Here is a 16,046-nt window from a genome sequence, read left to right as displayed (position 1 = left end):
TCAGCGCTTGAGCTTGATATCGAGACCCTTGTAGAGGCCGGCACCGTAGATGCCGTGGGCGCGGACGCCTTCGAGACGATCGCCCGCCACGACCCAGAGCGGCTGCGAGGCCAGCGGAACCCAGACATTGGCCTCCGTCAGCTGCGTCTGGACCGCAGCAATCGCCTGCTTGCGCTTCTCAGGGTCGACTGCGGTGGCTGCTGCCCTGAGCAGTTCGTCGGTCTTGGCGTCCTTCCAGTTCATCCGGTTGGGAGTAGGGGCCTGGCGGCTGGCGAAGTAGAGGTTCAGCGCCTCGGTGGCCGTGACATAGGGATAGGACATGAAGAACGCGTCGAATTCCTGCGTCGCGAGCTTGCCCCAGGCGACTGTCGCATCCCAGAGCTGGATCTTCATGTCGATGCCGACCTTGCGCAGGTCGGCCTGCATCGCCTCGGAGATCCGCGGGTTGGAGTCGTTGCGGATGCCGTAGACGATGAAGCTCGCCTTCTTGCCGTCCTTTTCGCGGATGCCGTCGGCGCCGGGCTTCCAGCCGGCAGCCTCGAGCAGCTTGATCGCGCCGGCGGGATCGTGCTTGGGCATCTTTGCTGCGGAGGTCGTGTCGTAGTCGAGCACGGCCGGGTTGAGCAGCGATGGCAGGTCCTTGCCCTTGCCGAAGAAGATCGCCTTGGCGATCGCCTGCTTGTCGACCGCCATGTTGACGGCCTCGCGGACCGCCTTGTCGTTCGAGACCGGCTTGTCGATCTTGAAGCCCATGAAGATGTCGTAGATGTAGTTTTCCTGGCGCTGGACCTGCATGCCGGGGACGCGCTGCATCGTGTCGAGCGCGATATAGGGCATGTAGTAGGTCACGTCGGCCTGCTTGGCCTGGATCGCGGCCATCAGCGTGTTCGGCTCGGGGATGACCTTCCAGACGATCTCGTCGACCTGCGGCTTCGGATCCTTGTAGATCGGCGGGCCCCAAGCGTAGTGGGGGTTCTTCTTCAGGACCAGTTCCTGGCGCGGCGTCCATTTCGACCAGCAATAGGGGCCGGTGCCGTTGAAGCCCTGCACGCCGAAATTGGCGCCGAGCTTTTCGACCGCGTCCTTGTCGACCACGGAGGCGAAGGACAAGGCCAACTGGAAGAGCAGGTCGCTATAGGGCTCTTTCAGCTCGTAGATCAGGGTCGAATCGCCCTCGGCGCGGATCTCCTTGACAGGTCCGCCACGGAAGGAGACCGGCGACTTGTTGGCCGGATCGGTCCAGCGCCTCAGCGAATAGACGACGTCGTCGATGGTCATGGCGCGGCCGTCGCAGAACTTCACGTCCTTGCGCAGCTTGAAGGTGTAGGTCATGCCGTCGGGCGAGATCGTCCAGGAATTCGCCAGGCCCGGCTTGATCGTCTTCATGTCGAAGTCGACCGTCACCAGCGTGTCGGCCATCATGTAGAGCACTTCGGCCGCGGCAGTCGCGGTCGAGCGGATCGGATCGTAGTTGTCGGCGTCGATGACGCGCAGGATCGAGAGCGGCGCCTTCTGCTGGGCAAGAGCCGGGGCGGCAAACAGTGCCGCCGCGGTTCCGGCGATAAGCAAGGCTGGCAATTTGAGCATCGAGCAGGTCCCCCTTGTGCAGTCTGGTTGGTGGGTTGTGACTACTTTCGCAATTTCGGATCCAGCGCGTCGCGCAGGGCGTCGCCGAGGACATTGAAGACAAGCACCACCACGAAGATCACGATGCTGGGCAGCACCGAGACGTGGGGGGCGAAGAACAGGAAGTTGCGGCCGTCAGCGGCCATGGCGCCGAGCTCGGCCGTCGGCGCCTGCGCGCCCAGCCCGAGGAAGGAGAGCGCGGCGCCGAGCAGGATCACCTGGCCGAAGCGGAGGGTGACGAAGACGAAGATCGCCGACAGGCAGTTGGGCAGCACGTAGCGCAGGATGATCCTGAGATCCTTCATGCCGAGCGAGCGGGCGGCCTCGATGTAGCCCTGCTGCAGCACGACCAGAGCCGAGCCGCGCACGACCCGTGCCATCAGGGGCACCGTTGCGATCGAGAGCGCCAGCGTCACCGCAAGCAGGCCAGGCCCGAAGATGGCGGCGATGGCGAGGCCGAACAGGATCGCGGGGAAGGAGAGCAGCACGTCCATCAAGCGCATCAGGATGCCCGACAGGCTTTCGTAAAAGGCCGCCGTAAAACCGATAATCCCGCCGACCAGGCAGCCCGAGATGACGGCTGCAAATGCCATGATGAATGTCGTCCGCAGCCCGTAGAGCAGGCGCGTGATCATGTTGCGACCCTGCCCGTCGGTACCCAGAAGGCCGTATTCGCCCGGCGCCTTGAGCGTATTGGCGAGATCGTTGCCATAGGGATCGGTCGGCGCGAGCCAGGGCGCGAATACGGCGCCGAGGATCGCGAGCATGACGAGGGCGAGCGCGATACATGCGCCGACATCGGAGAGCAGCATGCCGAGCACCGATGTCCGGGACGCGGGCGCGGGGGCTGTAATGGCGGGCGCAGGCAGCACGGCCTCGGTGGCGCGGGCGGCCGGATCGACGGCAGAGTTCATCACGCGCCTCTCACTCTGGGATCGAGGACGGCGTAGAGGACGTCCACCGCTAGATTGACCAGGATGAAGCCGAGCGAGAGCACGATGATGGTGCCCTGTGCCATCGGCAGGTCGCTCGACAGGATGGAGCCGACCGCGAGCCGGCCGATGCCCGGCCAACTGAACACGGTCTCGGTCACGACGGCGCCGCCGAGCAGGAAGCCGATCTGCAGGCCGATCAGCGTGACCACGGGCACCAGCGCGTTGCGCAGCGTGTGCCGCAGCAGGACGGTGGTCTCGCGCAGGCCCTTGGCGCGGGCCGTGCGGACGTGATCGGCGCCCAGTTCGTCGAGCACGGCACTTCGCGTCATGCGGGCGACCGGCCCCACGAAGACGCCGCCCAGTGTGATTGCCGGCAGGATGACACCCTGCAGGCCCTCCCAGGTCCAGAGCGGGCCGGTGCGGCCGGTGAAGGGCAGGATCGGATATTTGAATCCGAAGAGCCAGATCAGGCCCATGCCAAGGAAGAATACGGGCAACGAGACGCCGGCGACAGAGATCGCCATGATGCCACGGTCGAGCAGCGAACCCCGGTAATAGGCGCCGGTGGTGCCCAGCAGCATGCCCAGCGGAATAGCCCAGACCAGCGAGGCCAGCATCAGCTCGAGCGTCGGGCCGATGGTGTTGCCGAGCTCCTGCGTGACCGGGATGTTGTTGATGATGGACACGCCGAGATCGCCCTGCAGCAGCCGTCCCAGATAGATTCCGAACTGCTTCCAGAGCGGCTGGTCGAGCCCGAGTTCCTGGCGGATCGCCTGGACGACGTCCTGGGTCGCGGTCGGCCCCGCACGCACCTGCGCCGGGTCGGTCGGCACGACCTGCATCAGCAGGAAGCCGACGAGAAGCACCCCGAACAGGACGGGCAGGACGAGCAATAGCCTTTGCAGCGTATGGCGCAGCATGAGGATGGGTCTCCTACTGCGCGGCGGCGGCGAACTGGCCCAGCCGGTCGAAGACGATCTCGCCTCCCAGCAGGGTCAGGTCACAGCGGACGTCGTTCTCGACCTGCTCGACGGCAACCGAGAAGATGTCGTGGGACAAGACGGCGATGTCGGCGAGTTGGCCCGGCACCAGCCGCCCGACCTTGTCCTCGGCGAACTGGGTGTAGGCCCCGAGCGCGGTGTAGGCGTGGACGGCCTCTTCCATGCTGAGCCGTTCCGCCCCGCCGATCACCGTGTGACGCTTGGTCTGGCGCGTGACCATCGTGAACAGGTTCTTGAACGGGTCGGTGGCGCAGACGGGCGCATCGGAGCTCGCTGCCGGATGCAGCCCGGCGTCGAGCCATTTGCGCATGGGATAGGAGGCATCGGCGCGCTGCTGGCCGAGGTTATGGACGTAGAGGTCGCCGAATTCATAGATGAAGGCCGGCTGCGGCACGGGATCGATGCCGGCAGCCGCCATGCGGGCAAGCTGGCCGTCGCTCAGGAAGCCGCAATGCTCGATGCGATGACGCCGTCCCAGGATGGGGTGCGCGACGCTGTCGGCCTGCTCGATGCCCGACAGCACCTGCTCGATCGCGGCATCGCCGATGGCATGGATCGCGAGCTGGTAGCCGAGTTCGTGGTAATGCCGGAGATAGCCGTGCATCTCGGCATCCGAATAGATGAAGATGCCGTGATTGTCGGGGTCGCCGACGCGATAGGGCTCGCTCATCGCCGCCGTCAGGCCACCGGCGCTACCATCGCCGAACACCTTCATGGCCCCATAGCGCAAGAGGCCGACCTCGCGGCCGAAGCGGTAGCCGGCGGCATGCGCCTCGTCGCCGATGCCATCGGCATTGCCATAGATGCAGACCCAGGTCCGCAGCGGCAGCGTTCCACTGCGAGCCGTCTCCTCATAGGCCTCGATCTCGGCCATGCCGACGCCCATCCCGACGCCGGCGTCCATCACGCTGGTGAAGCCCTGCGACAGCATGTAGTGCCCGGCCTTCTCGATCGCTGCCTTGAGCTGCGGGACGCTGGCATGTGGCATCGCAGCTCCGATCAGCCGCATCGCGCTCTCGGCCAGGAGGCCGGTGAGCTTGTTGTCGCGACGCTCGATCAGGCCGCCGGCAGGGCTCGGCGTATTGTGGCCGATGCCCGCAGCCGCCATCGCGCGGCCATTGACGACGCCGACATGGCCGCAGGTGCGCTTGATGTAGACCGGGTTGTCGGGAGAGACGCGATCGAGTTCGTCGACCGTCGGATGCCTGCCTTCGGCAAGCTCGTTATGGTCGTAGCCATGGCCGACAACCCATTCGCCGGGCTGCCGACCCTTGGCGGCGGCAGCGATGCGCCGCAGGATCTCCCCGATGCTGTTGACGCCCTGCTCGGGGCGGAGATTGACCTCGCTCATGCCGAGGCCAAGCGGCAACAGGTGCATATGGGCGTCGTTGAGGCCGGGGATGGCAACGCGGCCGGCGAGATCGACCACCTCGGTGTCGGGGCCCTGCAGCGCGTCGATGTCCGCCTGCGAGCCTGTCGCGAGAACCTTGCCGTCCTTGATTGCCAGTGCCGGGGCGAAACCTTCAACCAGGCCGCAGAAGATGCGGCCATTCAACAATACGGTATCGGCTTGAGTCATAACCCCCCGCACAAGTCCTGCGTACGCATTTAGATCTCACCAAACTCGTTGCGGTTGGCGAGTATAGACAAGCATCAATCATGCCATCGAATGGGAAATTCGATTTCATGCGCTCCGCGTTTTTTGCGGAGTTCGGAGGCTAAGCTTCTCTAATCGAGCAAGGGGGTCAAGCTCTGGTTTTCGCCGTGACCGGCCTCGTCGCGGGCAGCCACCTCACGCCATTCGATGCTCTCGAGGGTCGTAATCGCGCCTGGACATGCTTGTTGCGCGACCGGGGCTGCGGGAAGCGTGCTCGGCGGGGCTCGTGTCTCGACCGAGACATGTGTGGATGACGCAGGCGCGATCGTTCCGAAAGTCGAAATTGACGTTGCGGCGTCTTTCCGGACAAGATGCGGCGTGGTTGGAGTCACGGCTCCCGAGTTTCGGGGCGCTCATCGACTGGACACCTTGCCGGGACGCTTCGGGCGCGCGCTGCTGGTCGCCCTGTCGCTGACCGCCGCTGCCCCGCCCGCCGTTGCAGGCGCTTTCGAGCCCTGGCGTGTCGATGCCGTTCCCGCGCTTGCTCTGGACCGTCTCGATGGCCCCGCCATCGCTCTGGATGACCTGCGCGGCGCAACCGTGATCGTGCATTTCTTCGCAACCTGGTGCGCGCCCTGCATCGAGGAGATGGCGTCGCTGACCTCGCTGGCCGCGCTCCCACAGACCGATGTCGCGATCGTGGTCGTCGATGTCGGCGAGGTCGATGCGCGGGTGCGTCGCTTCTTTCGCGAGCGCCCGGTGACGTTTCCCGTCCTGCTCGACCGCGACCGCGCAGCGATGAAGGCCTGGCAGGTCCAGAGCCTGCCGACGAGCTTCGTGCTCGGCCCGAACCTGCTTCCGGCGCTGAAGGTCGAAGAGCCGCTCGACTGGGGAAGCCCTGCGGTGATCGCAAGGCTGTCGGCGGTGTCCCGCAGATCCAACGGAGCGCCGGCCGAACCGGCGACATCAGAGAACAGCGACAGGGAGGTTATGCCATGATCGATCGTCGAAGCCTGCTCAAGACCAGCGCCGCCGCGGCTGCCGCCGCATTGCTGGTGCCGCGCAACGCCTTGGGGCAGGGCGCCGCCTTTGCGCCGAAGCCCGGCGCATGGCGCGACTTCGAGGTCGTGACCCGGCTCGACCTCGCGGCAAACGGCAAGGCGCAGGCCTGGATCCCGCTGCCCTCGGTTCGCGAGGACAACTGGATCCGCCCGGGCAAGAGCGCGTGGCAGGGCAATGCGGCCTCCGCCGAGGTGGTCCGCGATCCCAAATACGGCACCGAGATGCTGCATGTCGTGTTCAAGGACGGCGAAGCCGCGCCGAGTGTCGAGGTCACCAGCCGGTTTTCCCTGCGCGACCGCGCCCAGGATTTCGCAGCCCGGACCGGAGCGCCGGCCCTGAGCGCCCCTGAGCGTGCGCTCTTCCTCGAGGCGAACGAGTTGATGCCGACCGACGGGATCGTCAAGCAGACCTCCGAAAAGGCTGCTGCCGGCAAGACCAGCGACATCGACAAGGCTCGCGCGATCTACCAATGGGTCGTCGACAACACGTTTCGTGACGCCAAGACCCGCGGCTGCGGCACCGGCGATGTCGCCTCGATGCTGCGCACCGGCAATCTCAGCGGCAAATGCGCCGATCTGAACGCGCTCTATGTCGCGCTCGTGCGCGCCGCCGGCATTCCGGCCCGCGATATCTACGGCATTCGCGTCGCCCCCTCGAAGTTCGGCTATGCCAGCCTGGGGGCGGGCTCGGCGACCATTACCAAGTCCCAGCATTGCCGGGCCGAAGTCTGGCTCGAAGGGCTTGGCTGGGTCGCGACCGACCCGGCCGACGTGCGCAAGGTCGTGCTGGAGGAGCCTCCGGGAAACAACGCTCCCGATGCGCCCAAGGTCGCCGCCGCGCGCGAGGCGCTGTTTGGCGCCTGGGAGGGCAACTGGCTCGGCTACAATGTCGCGCATGACCTGCAACTGCCGGGCTCGCGCCACAAGGTCTCGTTCCTGATGTATCCGCAGGCCGAGGTCGCGGGCGCACTGCTCGATTGCCTCGACCCCGACAGCTTCAAATACGCCATCAAGTCGGCCGAACTCTCGGCCTGAACCCTGTGCGCCGGGAGGCCGATGCGGTTGCGCGTCGGCCTGCCGGATCGTTCTTGCGCTGGCCGGGAGATCCGCCGATGACCGATATGACGCTTGCAGAACCTGTGCCGGTGGCCAGGCCGGTCCGGCTGACCAGCCTGGCGCATGGCGGCGGCTGCGGCTGCAAGCTGGCGCCGTCCGTGCTCCAGCAATTGCTGGCAGACCACCCTGCGGCTGGCCCCTACAGGCAACTGCTCGTCGGCACCGAGACGGGTGACGACGCCGCCGTCTGGCAGATAGACGACGAGACCTGCGTCGTCGCGACCACCGATTTCTTCATGCCGGTGGTCGACGATCCCCGCGATTTCGGGCGGATCGCCGCCACCAATGCGATCTCGGACATCTATGCGATGGGCGGAAAGCCGATCCTGGCGCTGGCGATCCTGGGCATGCCGCTCGACAAGCTGCCGATCGAGACGACGCGTGAAATCCTCAAGGGCGGCGCTTCTATCTGCGCGGAGGCCGGCATTCCCGTGGCGGGCGGGCATTCGATCGACACGCAGGAGCCGATCTACGGGCTGGCGGTGATCGGCCTGCTCAAGCCGCAGAACCTGCGTCGCAACAGCGGGGCCAAAGTGGGCGACGCCCTGATCCTGACCAAGGCGCTCGGTGTCGGAATCTATTCGGCGGCCTTCAAGAAGGAGGAGTTGTCGAAGGCTGCCTATGACGAGATGATCGCGACGACCACATTGCTCAACCGCATCGGGGCGGATCTGGCACAGGACCCGGATGTCCACGCGGTCACCGATGTCACCGGCTTCGGCATCCTCGGGCACGGGCTCGAGATGGCGCGGGGCTCCGGGGTGACGCTTAGAATTGGCCTCGCCGAGCTGCCGTTCCTGTCGCAGGCCGGCCGGCTGGCGCTGGAGGGCAGGGTGACCGGGGCCTCCCACCGCAACTGGGCAAGCTATGGCCAGGGTGCCGATCTGCCCGATGAATTGCCGGACTGGCAGCGGCATCTCCTCACCGACCCGCAGACCTCGGGGGGGCTACTGGTCTCATGCAAGGCGCAGCGCGCACCGGACCTGCTCGCGCAGATCAAGAGTGCCGGGTATGCGGCAGCGCGCATCGTCGGATCCGTGGAGGCAGGGCCCGGGCGTGTCAGAGTCGTCTAGTCGCGCCTAAGCTTGGGCGATCTCGAGGTTGCGCCCCCAGACGTCGAAGAAGGCGCCCTTGTTCAGGATCATCCGGTCCTCCCGCAACGCCACTTCCAGATCGCGCAACCGGGCGCGGGCGGTTGCATCCGGCACGAGCCCGCCATCGACGTCGCGCGTTGGAAAGAAGGCCGCGCCGTCCCAACTGGTGCCGGCGCCGCGCAGCATCAGGACGACGTCGCCCCAGTCCAGATCCTCCCCGACGACATGCACGAAGGTCGAGCGCAGCGGCTCCACCTTCGGCTCGGCGATCCTGACGAGCACAATCAGCGCCGTGAACGGACCCTTGCGATAAAGCTTGCCGAGCCAGGTATCAAAATCGGTGCCGACCCCCCTAGAAGTCGACACGCGGCGTGTCCGGCATGTAGCGGTCGAACAGGGCGTAGAACTCGCTGCCGATCTCGGTGCGGTACCAGCTTTCGAATTCGCGCAAGGCCTCCTGCGCGGTGCTTGCCGCCGGGGCGGCGGGGTCGGCCAGCCCCGCCTGCAGCGCTGCCAGAAACGGCGTCAGCCGGTCAAGTACAAGCTCCTGGCGCGGGCCGATCTCCTCGAAGCCGAGCGATTGGCCGACGATGAAGCGGGCGCGCGTCACGGCAGTCTCGGGCTCCTGCGCCTCGACCAGCGCGCGGGTGGCGCTGCGCACGAGGTTGAGGCGGCGAAAGGCCGTGCTGCGCTCCTGCGCAAGCACTGCGATCCTGGCTGCGGCTTCCCTGCGGCAGCCATCCTCGGCCTGGCGCGCGGCCTCGGCAGCGGCCTCGAAACGGGCGATCAGATCGGCTTCGGCTGCGTGCGCGTCGATCATGTGACCTCGTGAACTGGCGGAAGAGAATGGGAGTCGAACCCACCAGAGACCGTCTGACGGCCCCTCCCGGATTTGAAGTCCGGACGCCCCACCGGGGACGCTTCTCCTCCATTGTGCGCAGATGCGAGCGGGCCGAAGAGTTCGAGCCGCTGGCGGTTGATGCGCCTGAGATCGCCGCGGCGGATGGTGACGCCATGGCGATCGAAGAATTCGAGGATCTGGATCGCGACCTTGCGGCCATTGTCCAGCCTGTCGCGGAACTGCGCGGCGTTGAAGCCGGCGGCGTCGTTCCTGGCGATCTCTGCTGCGATGCCCACCATTTCCGTGACCGTATCGCGCAGGAAAAAGTGGTCAAGCGCGACCTCATGGACATCGCCGCGCCGGCCGACGAGGCGGAACAGGCGGCGGATATCCTCTTCATGGCGCCCCAGTGTCAGCCCGATATCGCGCACCCGGGGGGGCCGGAAGCGCTCTCCATCGCCGAGCAGCGGCGCGATGCGGGCCCAGAGCGCTTCATCCTCGGCCGTCAGCCGAACCTCATGCTCCGGCCGCCGGATCCAGGAGCCGGCGACGACCAGCTCGCCGTCCTGGCCCAGACGCTTGAGCGCCGCGCGGAAGACCGGGGCGGGCAGGCGCAGTTCGAGGCCGAGACGCAGGCGCTCCAGCCCGATGCCGGGCACGTCGGGATGTTCGGAATGGTAGGATTTGAGCGCGCCGACCAACGCGGAGCAGAAGCGCTCCCAGGGTTGGGGCAGCATCACCCAATCGGCCAGCCGCACGAGGCGCAAGCCGGTGACGAGCCGCTCGGCCTCTGTTTCGCCAAGCGCGCGGTCGCGGGCGAAACTGTCGAGATCCGTATAATGCGGCGGCTCCGCCAGCAGGCTTTCCAGGGCCTGCACAGGGTCGGGCAGCGCGAGCGCCTGGAGCTGCGCCAGGCGCTGCGGGTTGCGCCGGTGGCGCTCGGGGGCGCGCAAATCGAGGAGGCGACCACCGCCGATGGTGCGCGACGCGGAGGTGTCGCGCAGCACGAAGCGATCGAGCGCGGCTGCGGCAATGGGTGTGTCCAGAACGAGCTGGATCGGGGCGGTCGCGCCCGGTTCGATCTCGTCGCCGAGCAGGACGATACGCGCGCCGACCTCGACCGACGCGTGGTGCAGGCGCACCGGCAGCCACATCGGCAGCCTCTTCTTCTCCGACGCCAGGAGGGTGAATTCGGCGTCGATCCGGGCCGTGGGGGCATGCAACTGGGGGGTGACGATCATGTCCCCGCGACCGATGGCGTCCTTCGAGATGCCAGGCCCGGCCAGGTTCAGCGCGCAGCGATCGCCCGCCACAGCGCTCTCGGAGGGCCGGTTCTGGGCGTGCAGCGAGCGTACCCGCGCCGCGATCCCCGAAGGCGAGACCGTGACGCTTTCGCCGACCGAGACCGTGCCGGACAGGACCGTGCCGGTGACGATGGTGCCTGCGCCCGGCAGTGTGAAGCAGCGATCCACAGCGAGGCGGAAGGCGCCGTCGCTGGCGAGCGCCTGCACGGCGTCGGCGCGCTCGCGCAGATGCTCCGCGAGCTGCGGTATCCCCTCGCCGGTGATCGTCGAGACCGGGATGATCGGTGCGCCCGAAAACGGAGTGCCGGCGAGCAGGCGCTCGATCTCGGCATGGACTTCGGCCAGCGTGGCGTCGTCGACAAGGTCGGCCTTGGTGATCGCCACCACGGCGTCGCTGACGCCGAGCAGGCGGGCGATGTCGAAATGCTCGCGGGTCTGGGGCATGATGCCGTCATCGGCGGCGACGACGAGCAGCAGCAACTCGATGCCGGAGGCCCCCGCCAGCATCGTATGCACGAACTTCTCATGGCCGGGCACGTCGATGAAGCCGATGATCCGGCCATCGGGCTGCGGCCAATAGGCGAAGCCGAGCACGATCGTGATGCCGCGGGCCTTTTCCTCCTTCAGGCGGTCGGTATCGACGCCGGTCAGCCGCCTGACCAGCGAGGTCTTGCCGTGGTCGATATGGCCGGCCGTGCCGATGATCATGGCGCAACCTCGTCATGGGCGACGGCCGCCCGGGCCGCCTTGACGAAGGGCGCCGCAAGCAGACTGCCGTTCCGCTCGGCACTCAGGAGCAGGTCGAGCGCGCCGGCCGCATCCTTAGCGACGCCCTGTCCAAGCAGGGCCGCGGCGCCGAGCATGGCCTGGGCGTCGGCGTCGCCGGCCTCGGCGCCCAGCCGCCACCAATGGGCGGCGAGCGCGGCGTCGCGTTCAACACCGAGCGCGTCGTGATAGATCATGCCGAGACGGGTCATGCTGGTGGCGACGCCGCCTTCGGCTGCCGCGAGCGCCCAGCGCAGCGCCTCGGGCCGGTCGGAGGTCCCGCCCTTTTCAAGCAGCATCCAGGAGAGCATGTCCTGGGCGGGTGCGTCGTTCTGCCCGGCTGCGAGCCGATAGAGGCGCAGGGCCTCTGCATCGCTCTGCTCGATACCCTCGCCCTTGAAATGGAAGGCGGCGAGATTGCGCTGGCCGACAGGGTCGCCGCTCTCGGCGGAGAGTGTCAGCCAGCGGAGTGCCAATGCGGGATCGCGCTCGACGCCGAGGCCTTCGGCAAAGCAGGCGCCGACATTGTTCTGGGCGCGGCCGATTCCGGCCTGCGCGAGCGGGCCCCAGATCGCCAGGGCTGCCTCGTAATCGCCGCGCTCGACCGCCGCCGCCGCTTGCGCCATCTGCTCTGGGATATCGCTCCCCGGTGCGGAGGGCCGGGCGAGCAGGCGGTCAAGCCAGCCCATCGTCGCCTCCGGGTTTCAGGGCCGCGAGTTGCGCCGCGAACTGCGCCTCGTCCTCCAGGCAGCGAAGATCGAAAATCAGGGCGCCCTGGCCGATGCGGCCGATCACCGGCACAGGGAGGGCGCGAAACCGCGCCGCCAGCGTCTCGACGGCGGAACCGCTCCCCTTGCCCGCGGGCCGGATCGACAGGCCGGCGCTCGGCAGGGTTTCCAGTGGCAACGCCCCGGAGCCGATCTGGCTGGCGCATCCGATGACCTCGACGATCCAGCCGGTTTTGACTGCCGCCGCGACAGGGGGCAGCAAACGCTGCGCCAGCGCACGCAGATCTGTCGCCGGCCGCGTGAACAGGCGCAAAGTCGGCAGCCTTTCGGCCAGCCTGTCGGGGTCGCGATAGAGCCTGAGCGTGGCCTCGAGCGCGGCAAGCCGGAGCTTGTCGAGCCGCAGTGCGCGTTTGAGCGGATTCTTGGCCAGCCGGGCGACGAGATCCTGGCGGCCGGCGATGATCCCGGCCTGCGGCCCCCCGAGCAGCTTGTCGCCGGAGAAGGTGACCAGATCGGCCCCGCCTCCGAGCGCGTCCTGAACCGTCTCCTCCGGCCGCAGGCCCCAGCGTGAGAGATCGATGAGCGTGCCCGAGCCGAGATCGTCGACGAAGGGAATGCTGTGGGCGCGGGCCAGCGCGGACAGCTCGGCCGGCGCGACCTCGGCGGTAAAGCCCTGCACCACATAGTTTGAGGTGTGCACCTTCATCAGCAGGCCGGTCTGGGGACCGATGGCCTCGGCATAATCGCGCAGGTGTGTTCGGTTCGTGGTCCCGACCTCGCGCAGCGTGGCGCCGGCGCGTGCCATGATGTCGGGCATCCGGAATGCCCCGCCGATCTCGATCAGTTCGCCGCGCGAAACGACCGCCTCGCGATCCCTCGCGAAGGTGTTGAGCACCAGAAGCACGGCGGCGGCATTGTTGTTGACCAGCAGCGCGTCCTCGGCGCCGGTCAGCTCTCGGATCAACTCGCGGACATGCGCATCGCGCTCGCCGCGCTGGCCGTCCTCGACATCGTATTCCAGGTTGGTCGGGGCACGCATCGCGGCGACGACGGCGGCGATCGCCTCCTCCGCCAGCAAGGCACGGCCGAGATTGGTGTGCAGCACGGTGCCGGTCAGGTTGATCACGGGGCGCTGAGAGGGGCGCCCGCGTTCCACGAGCCAATCGAGCGCCTTGCGCGCGATGAAGTCTGCCGACGGCGCGCTCGGCTGTGTTCCCTGCCGCATCCGCTCCAGCACCTGCCGGATGGCCTGTGTCGTCGCCTGGCGTCCATGACCGGCGATGGCCAGCGCGCCGATCTCGCCGCGGAGGATCTCGTCGACCGATGGCGGGCGGAAGCGCTCCGGCTTGTTCATCTGGCTCCCTCCGGGAGACGCATGCGATCGCTAATGGCCAAGCAGGAACGGATTGACGCCCGCCCGCTGCCAGCCGGCTTCCGTCACCAGCAGATCGAGCCCGAGGCTGGCGACGTCGTCGGCTACCGCCTCCAACTCCGGGTCCTTCCTTCGGTTCAATATCTTCACATAGGTGCGACATTCGTCGCAGGTCTCGGCCTTGATCGTGTCGGCGATGCCCTCGATGGCCTGGTAGGAAATACCCTTGGTCGAGCCGCAGGAGACACATTTCACCCGGACATGGTTCCACTGCGTCGCGCACAGCGAGCACTGGACGTAGCGCACGCCATCGACGTTCAGGTCCGCGATGACCGCGCTCGTCACCGGCGGGCCGCCGCAGCAGGGGCAGACGCCATCGGCAACCGGCTGCGGCATCTCGGGGTCGAGCAGGGCGCTGCGCCGCGAGGCGACGACCTGCAGCGCGGCCGCAGCGAAGATGTGCTCGGCCACGGCCTCGACAGGCACGGCGTCGGTGAGAACCGCCGCGAGGATCGCACGACGGCCTTCCGTGTCGGCGCTCGCGACCCGTGCCAGCGCGGCGCGGGCGAGTTCGGGCATGGCGACGCCGTCGAGCAGGGCGATCAGCTGGTCGAGGGCCTCCCCGACCGCCGGATCGTCGGCCAGTTCCTCGCGTGGCAGGAGAGGCATCGCGTTGGCGGCGCGCCGCCTGAGTTCGGTCCGGGCGGGGAGGGCAGGGGCTGCGATATCCTCAGCCGCCCGTGCCTGCGCCCTGGACAGCTCCGCGAGGAAGGCGAGATAGGGTTCGAGCTGATGTCCGGGCGCGAGCGCCGCGAAACGCATCGCCCGCAGCGCAAACAGGCTCGCCGGCTCGGGCAGGCGCAGGAAAGGCGGCTTGTCGCGCTCGGCGATGCCGACATCCTCGAGGGCGTCGAAGCCCGTGTCGTCAGTCATTCAGGCACATCCTCTCGAACCGCACGGGTCACGGGAGACGAAAAGCGGCCCGCAGTCCGCTCCGCGCCAAATTCACTCGGCCGGGCCGGCACTGTGGCGGCGCGGCGGGGTCTGGCGTTCGTCGATGACGCCCTCGCGCGCCTCCTTGCGCAGCCAGAGCCGGTGATGGCGGTACGCCCAGCCGCCGGTGACCTTGCCTTCTGTCATGGCGTTGATCGTGCCTCGGACGTAGAAGCCGGCATAGATGTGGACGATGACCACGAGCAGCATCGCGACCGCGGCAAAGGCGTGGACGATATGGGCGAAGCGCTGCTGGTCGATGCTGAAGATGACGCCGAAGTATTCGTACCAGATCATAAGGCCGGTGACGAACAGGACGATGATCAGCAGCGTCATCAGCCAAAAGACGAGCTTCTGCGCACCATTGTACTTGCCGATCTCGGGCAGGTTCTCCTCGTTGCCCGACATCACGTCGCCGATCTGGCGCATCCACTGGGTGTCGACCTTCGCCCAGAAATTGTAGCGCACCATCTGCACGAACAGGATCGCGAAGCTGGCGAGCAGCACGACCCCGATCCAGGGATGCACCATCCGTGTGTTGGTGCCGCCGCCGAAGAAGCTCGCCATGAAGAACAAGGCGGGATGGAACAGCGCGGCGCCGCTGATCGTGAGCAGGATCAGGGAGATCGCCGTCACCCAGTGGTTGACGCGGACCCGGCCCGGGTAACGGTCGACGGTGGTACGCTCCTCTTCACGCCTGACGGCCACGGGCTGCCTCCTCGTCGATCACATGCTCGGCCTCGCGGTCTTCGGCGCGGCTGACATCGTTGCGGCGGGCGATCGTGGCGTGGACGAAGGCGAAGGCGGCGGCAAAGCCCACTGCGGCCATGCCGGCATATTTCGTCATGCCCTTCCAGAGCTCGACGACCGGGCTGATCTTCGGGTTCAGTGGCAGGTTGGCGTAGAGCTGCGGCCTGTCGGCGTGGTGCAGCACATACATCACATGGGTGCCGCCGACGCCCGGCGGATCATAGAGGCCGGCGTTCTTGAAGCCGCGCGACTTCAGATCGGTGATGCGCCCCTTGGCATGGTCGAGCATGGCCTGCTTGGTGCCGAACACGATCGCGCCGGTCGGGCAGGCCTTGGCGCAGGCCGGCGCCTGGCCGACGGAGACCCGGTCCGAGCAGAGCGTGCACTTGTAGGCCTTGTGGTCGGTCTGGCTGATGCGCGGGATGTTGAAGGGGCAGCCCTTCACGCAATAACCGCAGCCGATGCAGTTCTCCGAGACGAAGTCGACGATGCCGTTGTTGTACTGGACGATCGCGCCTGGCGAGGGGCAGGCCTTGAGGCAACCGGGATCGGCGCAATGCATGCAGCCGTCCTTGCGGATCAGCCATTCGAGATTGCCGCTCTCGGGGTTCTCCCATTCGGTGAACCGCATCAGCGTCCAGCTGTTCTCGGTCAGGTCATGGGGGTTGTCGTAGACGCCGACATTGACGCCGACCTCCTCGCGCAGGTTGTTCCACTCCAGGCAGGCTGCCTGGCAGGCCTTGCAGCCGATGCATTTCGAGACGTCGATGAGCTTCGCCACCTCGAAATCATGCCGGACATCCGGCGGCTTGAAATTCGTCGCCGAGATCCGGGCGAAGTCCTGACTCTGTAGCCCTGCCATC

14 protein-coding genes, 1 tRNA gene and 1 pseudogene are annotated in these 16,046 nt (G+C 67.1%); 3 read left to right on the top strand and 13 right to left on the bottom strand.

Annotation, left to right across the window (positions count from 1 at the left end; translation table 11 throughout):
* From AC1D2L_RS17645 to AC1D2L_RS17630, 4 genes are read right to left on the bottom strand one after another with little or no spacing between them, the layout of a single operon-like run.
* Positions 1–1,587 carry an ABC transporter substrate-binding protein gene (locus tag AC1D2L_RS17645; RefSeq protein ID WP_476847193.1) on the bottom strand — a complete coding sequence of 529 codons (1,587 nt, stop codon included), beginning with the start codon at positions 1,585–1,587 and terminating at the stop codon, positions 1–3.
* A gap of 41 nt (positions 1,588–1,628) precedes the next feature.
* Complete coding sequence (locus AC1D2L_RS17640; protein ID WP_476847192.1) at positions 1,629–2,540, bottom strand: ABC transporter permease; 912 nt, start codon at positions 2,538–2,540, stop codon at positions 1,629–1,631.
* Positions 2,540–3,481 (bottom strand): ABC transporter permease, encoded by a 942-nt coding sequence (locus tag AC1D2L_RS17635; protein ID WP_476847191.1) that lies wholly within the window; start codon positions 3,479–3,481, stop codon positions 2,540–2,542. The genes AC1D2L_RS17640 and AC1D2L_RS17635 overlap by 1 nt, the downstream gene beginning before the upstream one ends.
* A gap of 13 nt (positions 3,482–3,494) precedes the next feature.
* Complete coding sequence (locus tag AC1D2L_RS17630) at positions 3,495–5,141, bottom strand: amidohydrolase (protein ID WP_476847190.1); 1,647 nt, start codon at positions 5,139–5,141, stop codon at positions 3,495–3,497.
* A 396-nt stretch (positions 5,142–5,537) separates the two neighbouring features.
* Here AC1D2L_RS17630 and AC1D2L_RS17625 point away from each other — a divergent pair, with 396 nt between their 5' ends.
* From AC1D2L_RS17625 to selD, 3 genes are all read left to right on the top strand, one after another.
* A complete protein-coding gene (locus AC1D2L_RS17625; protein ID WP_476847189.1) occupies positions 5,538–6,158 on the top strand; it encodes a TlpA family protein disulfide reductase in 621 nt (206 codons plus the stop codon).
* Positions 6,155–7,255, top strand: a complete 1,101-nt coding sequence (locus AC1D2L_RS17620) for a transglutaminase-like domain-containing protein (protein ID WP_476847188.1) — start codon at positions 6,155–6,157, stop codon at positions 7,253–7,255. The genes AC1D2L_RS17625 and AC1D2L_RS17620 overlap by 4 nt, the downstream gene beginning before the upstream one ends.
* A gap of 86 nt (positions 7,256–7,341) precedes the next feature.
* A complete protein-coding gene (gene selD / locus AC1D2L_RS17615; protein WP_476847331.1) occupies positions 7,342–8,409 on the top strand; it encodes a selenide, water dikinase SelD in 1,068 nt (355 codons plus the stop codon).
* 6 nt (positions 8,410–8,415) lie between these two features.
* On the opposite strand, the gene AC1D2L_RS17610 is transcribed toward selD, so the two are convergent.
* The 9 genes and pseudogenes from AC1D2L_RS17610 to fdxH form a co-directional block, all read right to left on the bottom strand.
* The gene (locus AC1D2L_RS17610) at positions 8,416–8,796 is read right to left on the bottom strand and encodes a hypothetical protein (protein WP_476847187.1); all 381 of its coding nucleotides are present in this window, start codon (positions 8,794–8,796) and stop codon (positions 8,416–8,418) included.
* Positions 8,783–9,250: a hypothetical protein gene (locus tag AC1D2L_RS17605; protein WP_476847186.1), complete on the bottom strand. Its 468-nt coding sequence runs from the start codon at positions 9,248–9,250 to the stop codon at positions 8,783–8,785. The genes AC1D2L_RS17610 and AC1D2L_RS17605 overlap by 14 nt, the downstream gene beginning before the upstream one ends.
* A 14-nt stretch (positions 9,251–9,264) precedes the next feature.
* Positions 9,265–9,360 (bottom strand) — tRNA-Sec (locus tag AC1D2L_RS17600).
* Positions 9,361–9,468: 108 nt separating this feature from the next.
* Positions 9,469–11,283: pseudogene (gene selB, locus AC1D2L_RS17595) on the bottom strand (selenocysteine-specific translation elongation factor); the annotation flags it as partial.
* A complete protein-coding gene (locus AC1D2L_RS17590; protein ID WP_476847185.1) occupies positions 11,280–12,029 on the bottom strand; it encodes a tetratricopeptide repeat protein in 750 nt (249 codons plus the stop codon). The gene AC1D2L_RS17590 and the pseudogene selB, both read right to left, overlap by 4 nt.
* Positions 12,016–13,422 carry an L-seryl-tRNA(Sec) selenium transferase gene (gene selA, locus AC1D2L_RS17585; RefSeq protein WP_476847184.1) on the bottom strand — a complete coding sequence of 469 codons (1,407 nt, stop codon included), beginning with the start codon at positions 13,420–13,422 and terminating at the stop codon, positions 12,016–12,018. The genes AC1D2L_RS17590 and selA overlap by 14 nt, the downstream gene beginning before the upstream one ends.
* A 30-nt stretch (positions 13,423–13,452) precedes the next feature.
* Positions 13,453–14,373: a formate dehydrogenase accessory protein FdhE gene (gene fdhE / locus AC1D2L_RS17580; RefSeq protein ID WP_476847183.1), complete on the bottom strand. Its 921-nt coding sequence runs from the start codon at positions 14,371–14,373 to the stop codon at positions 13,453–13,455.
* A 72-nt stretch (positions 14,374–14,445) separates the two neighbouring features.
* A complete protein-coding gene (locus AC1D2L_RS17575) occupies positions 14,446–15,141 on the bottom strand; it encodes a formate dehydrogenase subunit gamma (protein ID WP_476847182.1) in 696 nt (231 codons plus the stop codon).
* The gene (gene fdxH, locus AC1D2L_RS17570) at positions 15,125–16,045 is read right to left on the bottom strand and encodes a formate dehydrogenase subunit beta (RefSeq protein WP_476847181.1); all 921 of its coding nucleotides are present in this window, start codon (positions 16,043–16,045) and stop codon (positions 15,125–15,127) included. Before fdxH ends, AC1D2L_RS17575 begins: the two co-directional genes overlap by 17 nt.
* Between the last annotated feature and the right edge of the window lies 1 nt (position 16,046).

The organism is Allobosea sp. P1_B10, assembly GCF_056406735.1.
Note: the sequence above shows the minus strand (reverse complement) of the source record. Positions and strands in the feature narration are given on the sequence as shown.

Excerpts from the sequence above, each read along its gene's own strand:
- AC1D2L_RS17645 (WP_476847193.1), bottom strand. The coding sequence starts at position 1,587 with ATGCTCAAATTGCCAGCCTTGCTTATCGCCGGAACCGCGGCGGCACTG.
- AC1D2L_RS17640 (WP_476847192.1), bottom strand. The coding sequence starts at position 2,540 with ATGAACTCTGCCGTCGATCCGGCCGCCCGCGCCACCGAGGCCGTGCTG.
- AC1D2L_RS17635 (WP_476847191.1), bottom strand. The coding sequence starts at position 3,481 with ATGCTGCGCCATACGCTGCAAAGGCTATTGCTCGTCCTGCCCGTCCTG.
- AC1D2L_RS17630 (WP_476847190.1), bottom strand. The coding sequence starts at position 5,141 with ATGACTCAAGCCGATACCGTATTGTTGAATGGCCGCATCTTCTGCGGC.
- AC1D2L_RS17620 (WP_476847188.1), top strand. The coding sequence starts at position 6,155 with ATGATCGATCGTCGAAGCCTGCTCAAGACCAGCGCCGCCGCGGCTGCC.
- selD (WP_476847331.1), top strand. The coding sequence starts at position 7,342 with ATGACGCTTGCAGAACCTGTGCCGGTGGCCAGGCCGGTCCGGCTGACC.
- AC1D2L_RS17605 (WP_476847186.1), bottom strand. The coding sequence starts at position 9,250 with ATGATCGACGCGCACGCAGCCGAAGCCGATCTGATCGCCCGTTTCGAG.
- AC1D2L_RS17590 (WP_476847185.1), bottom strand. The coding sequence starts at position 12,029 with ATGGGCTGGCTTGACCGCCTGCTCGCCCGGCCCTCCGCACCGGGGAGC.
- selA (WP_476847184.1), bottom strand. The coding sequence starts at position 13,422 with ATGAACAAGCCGGAGCGCTTCCGCCCGCCATCGGTCGACGAGATCCTC.
- fdhE (WP_476847183.1), bottom strand. The coding sequence starts at position 14,373 with ATGACTGACGACACGGGCTTCGACGCCCTCGAGGATGTCGGCATCGCC.
- fdxH (WP_476847181.1), bottom strand. The coding sequence starts at position 16,045 with ATGGCAGGGCTACAGAGTCAGGACTTCGCCCGGATCTCGGCGACGAAT.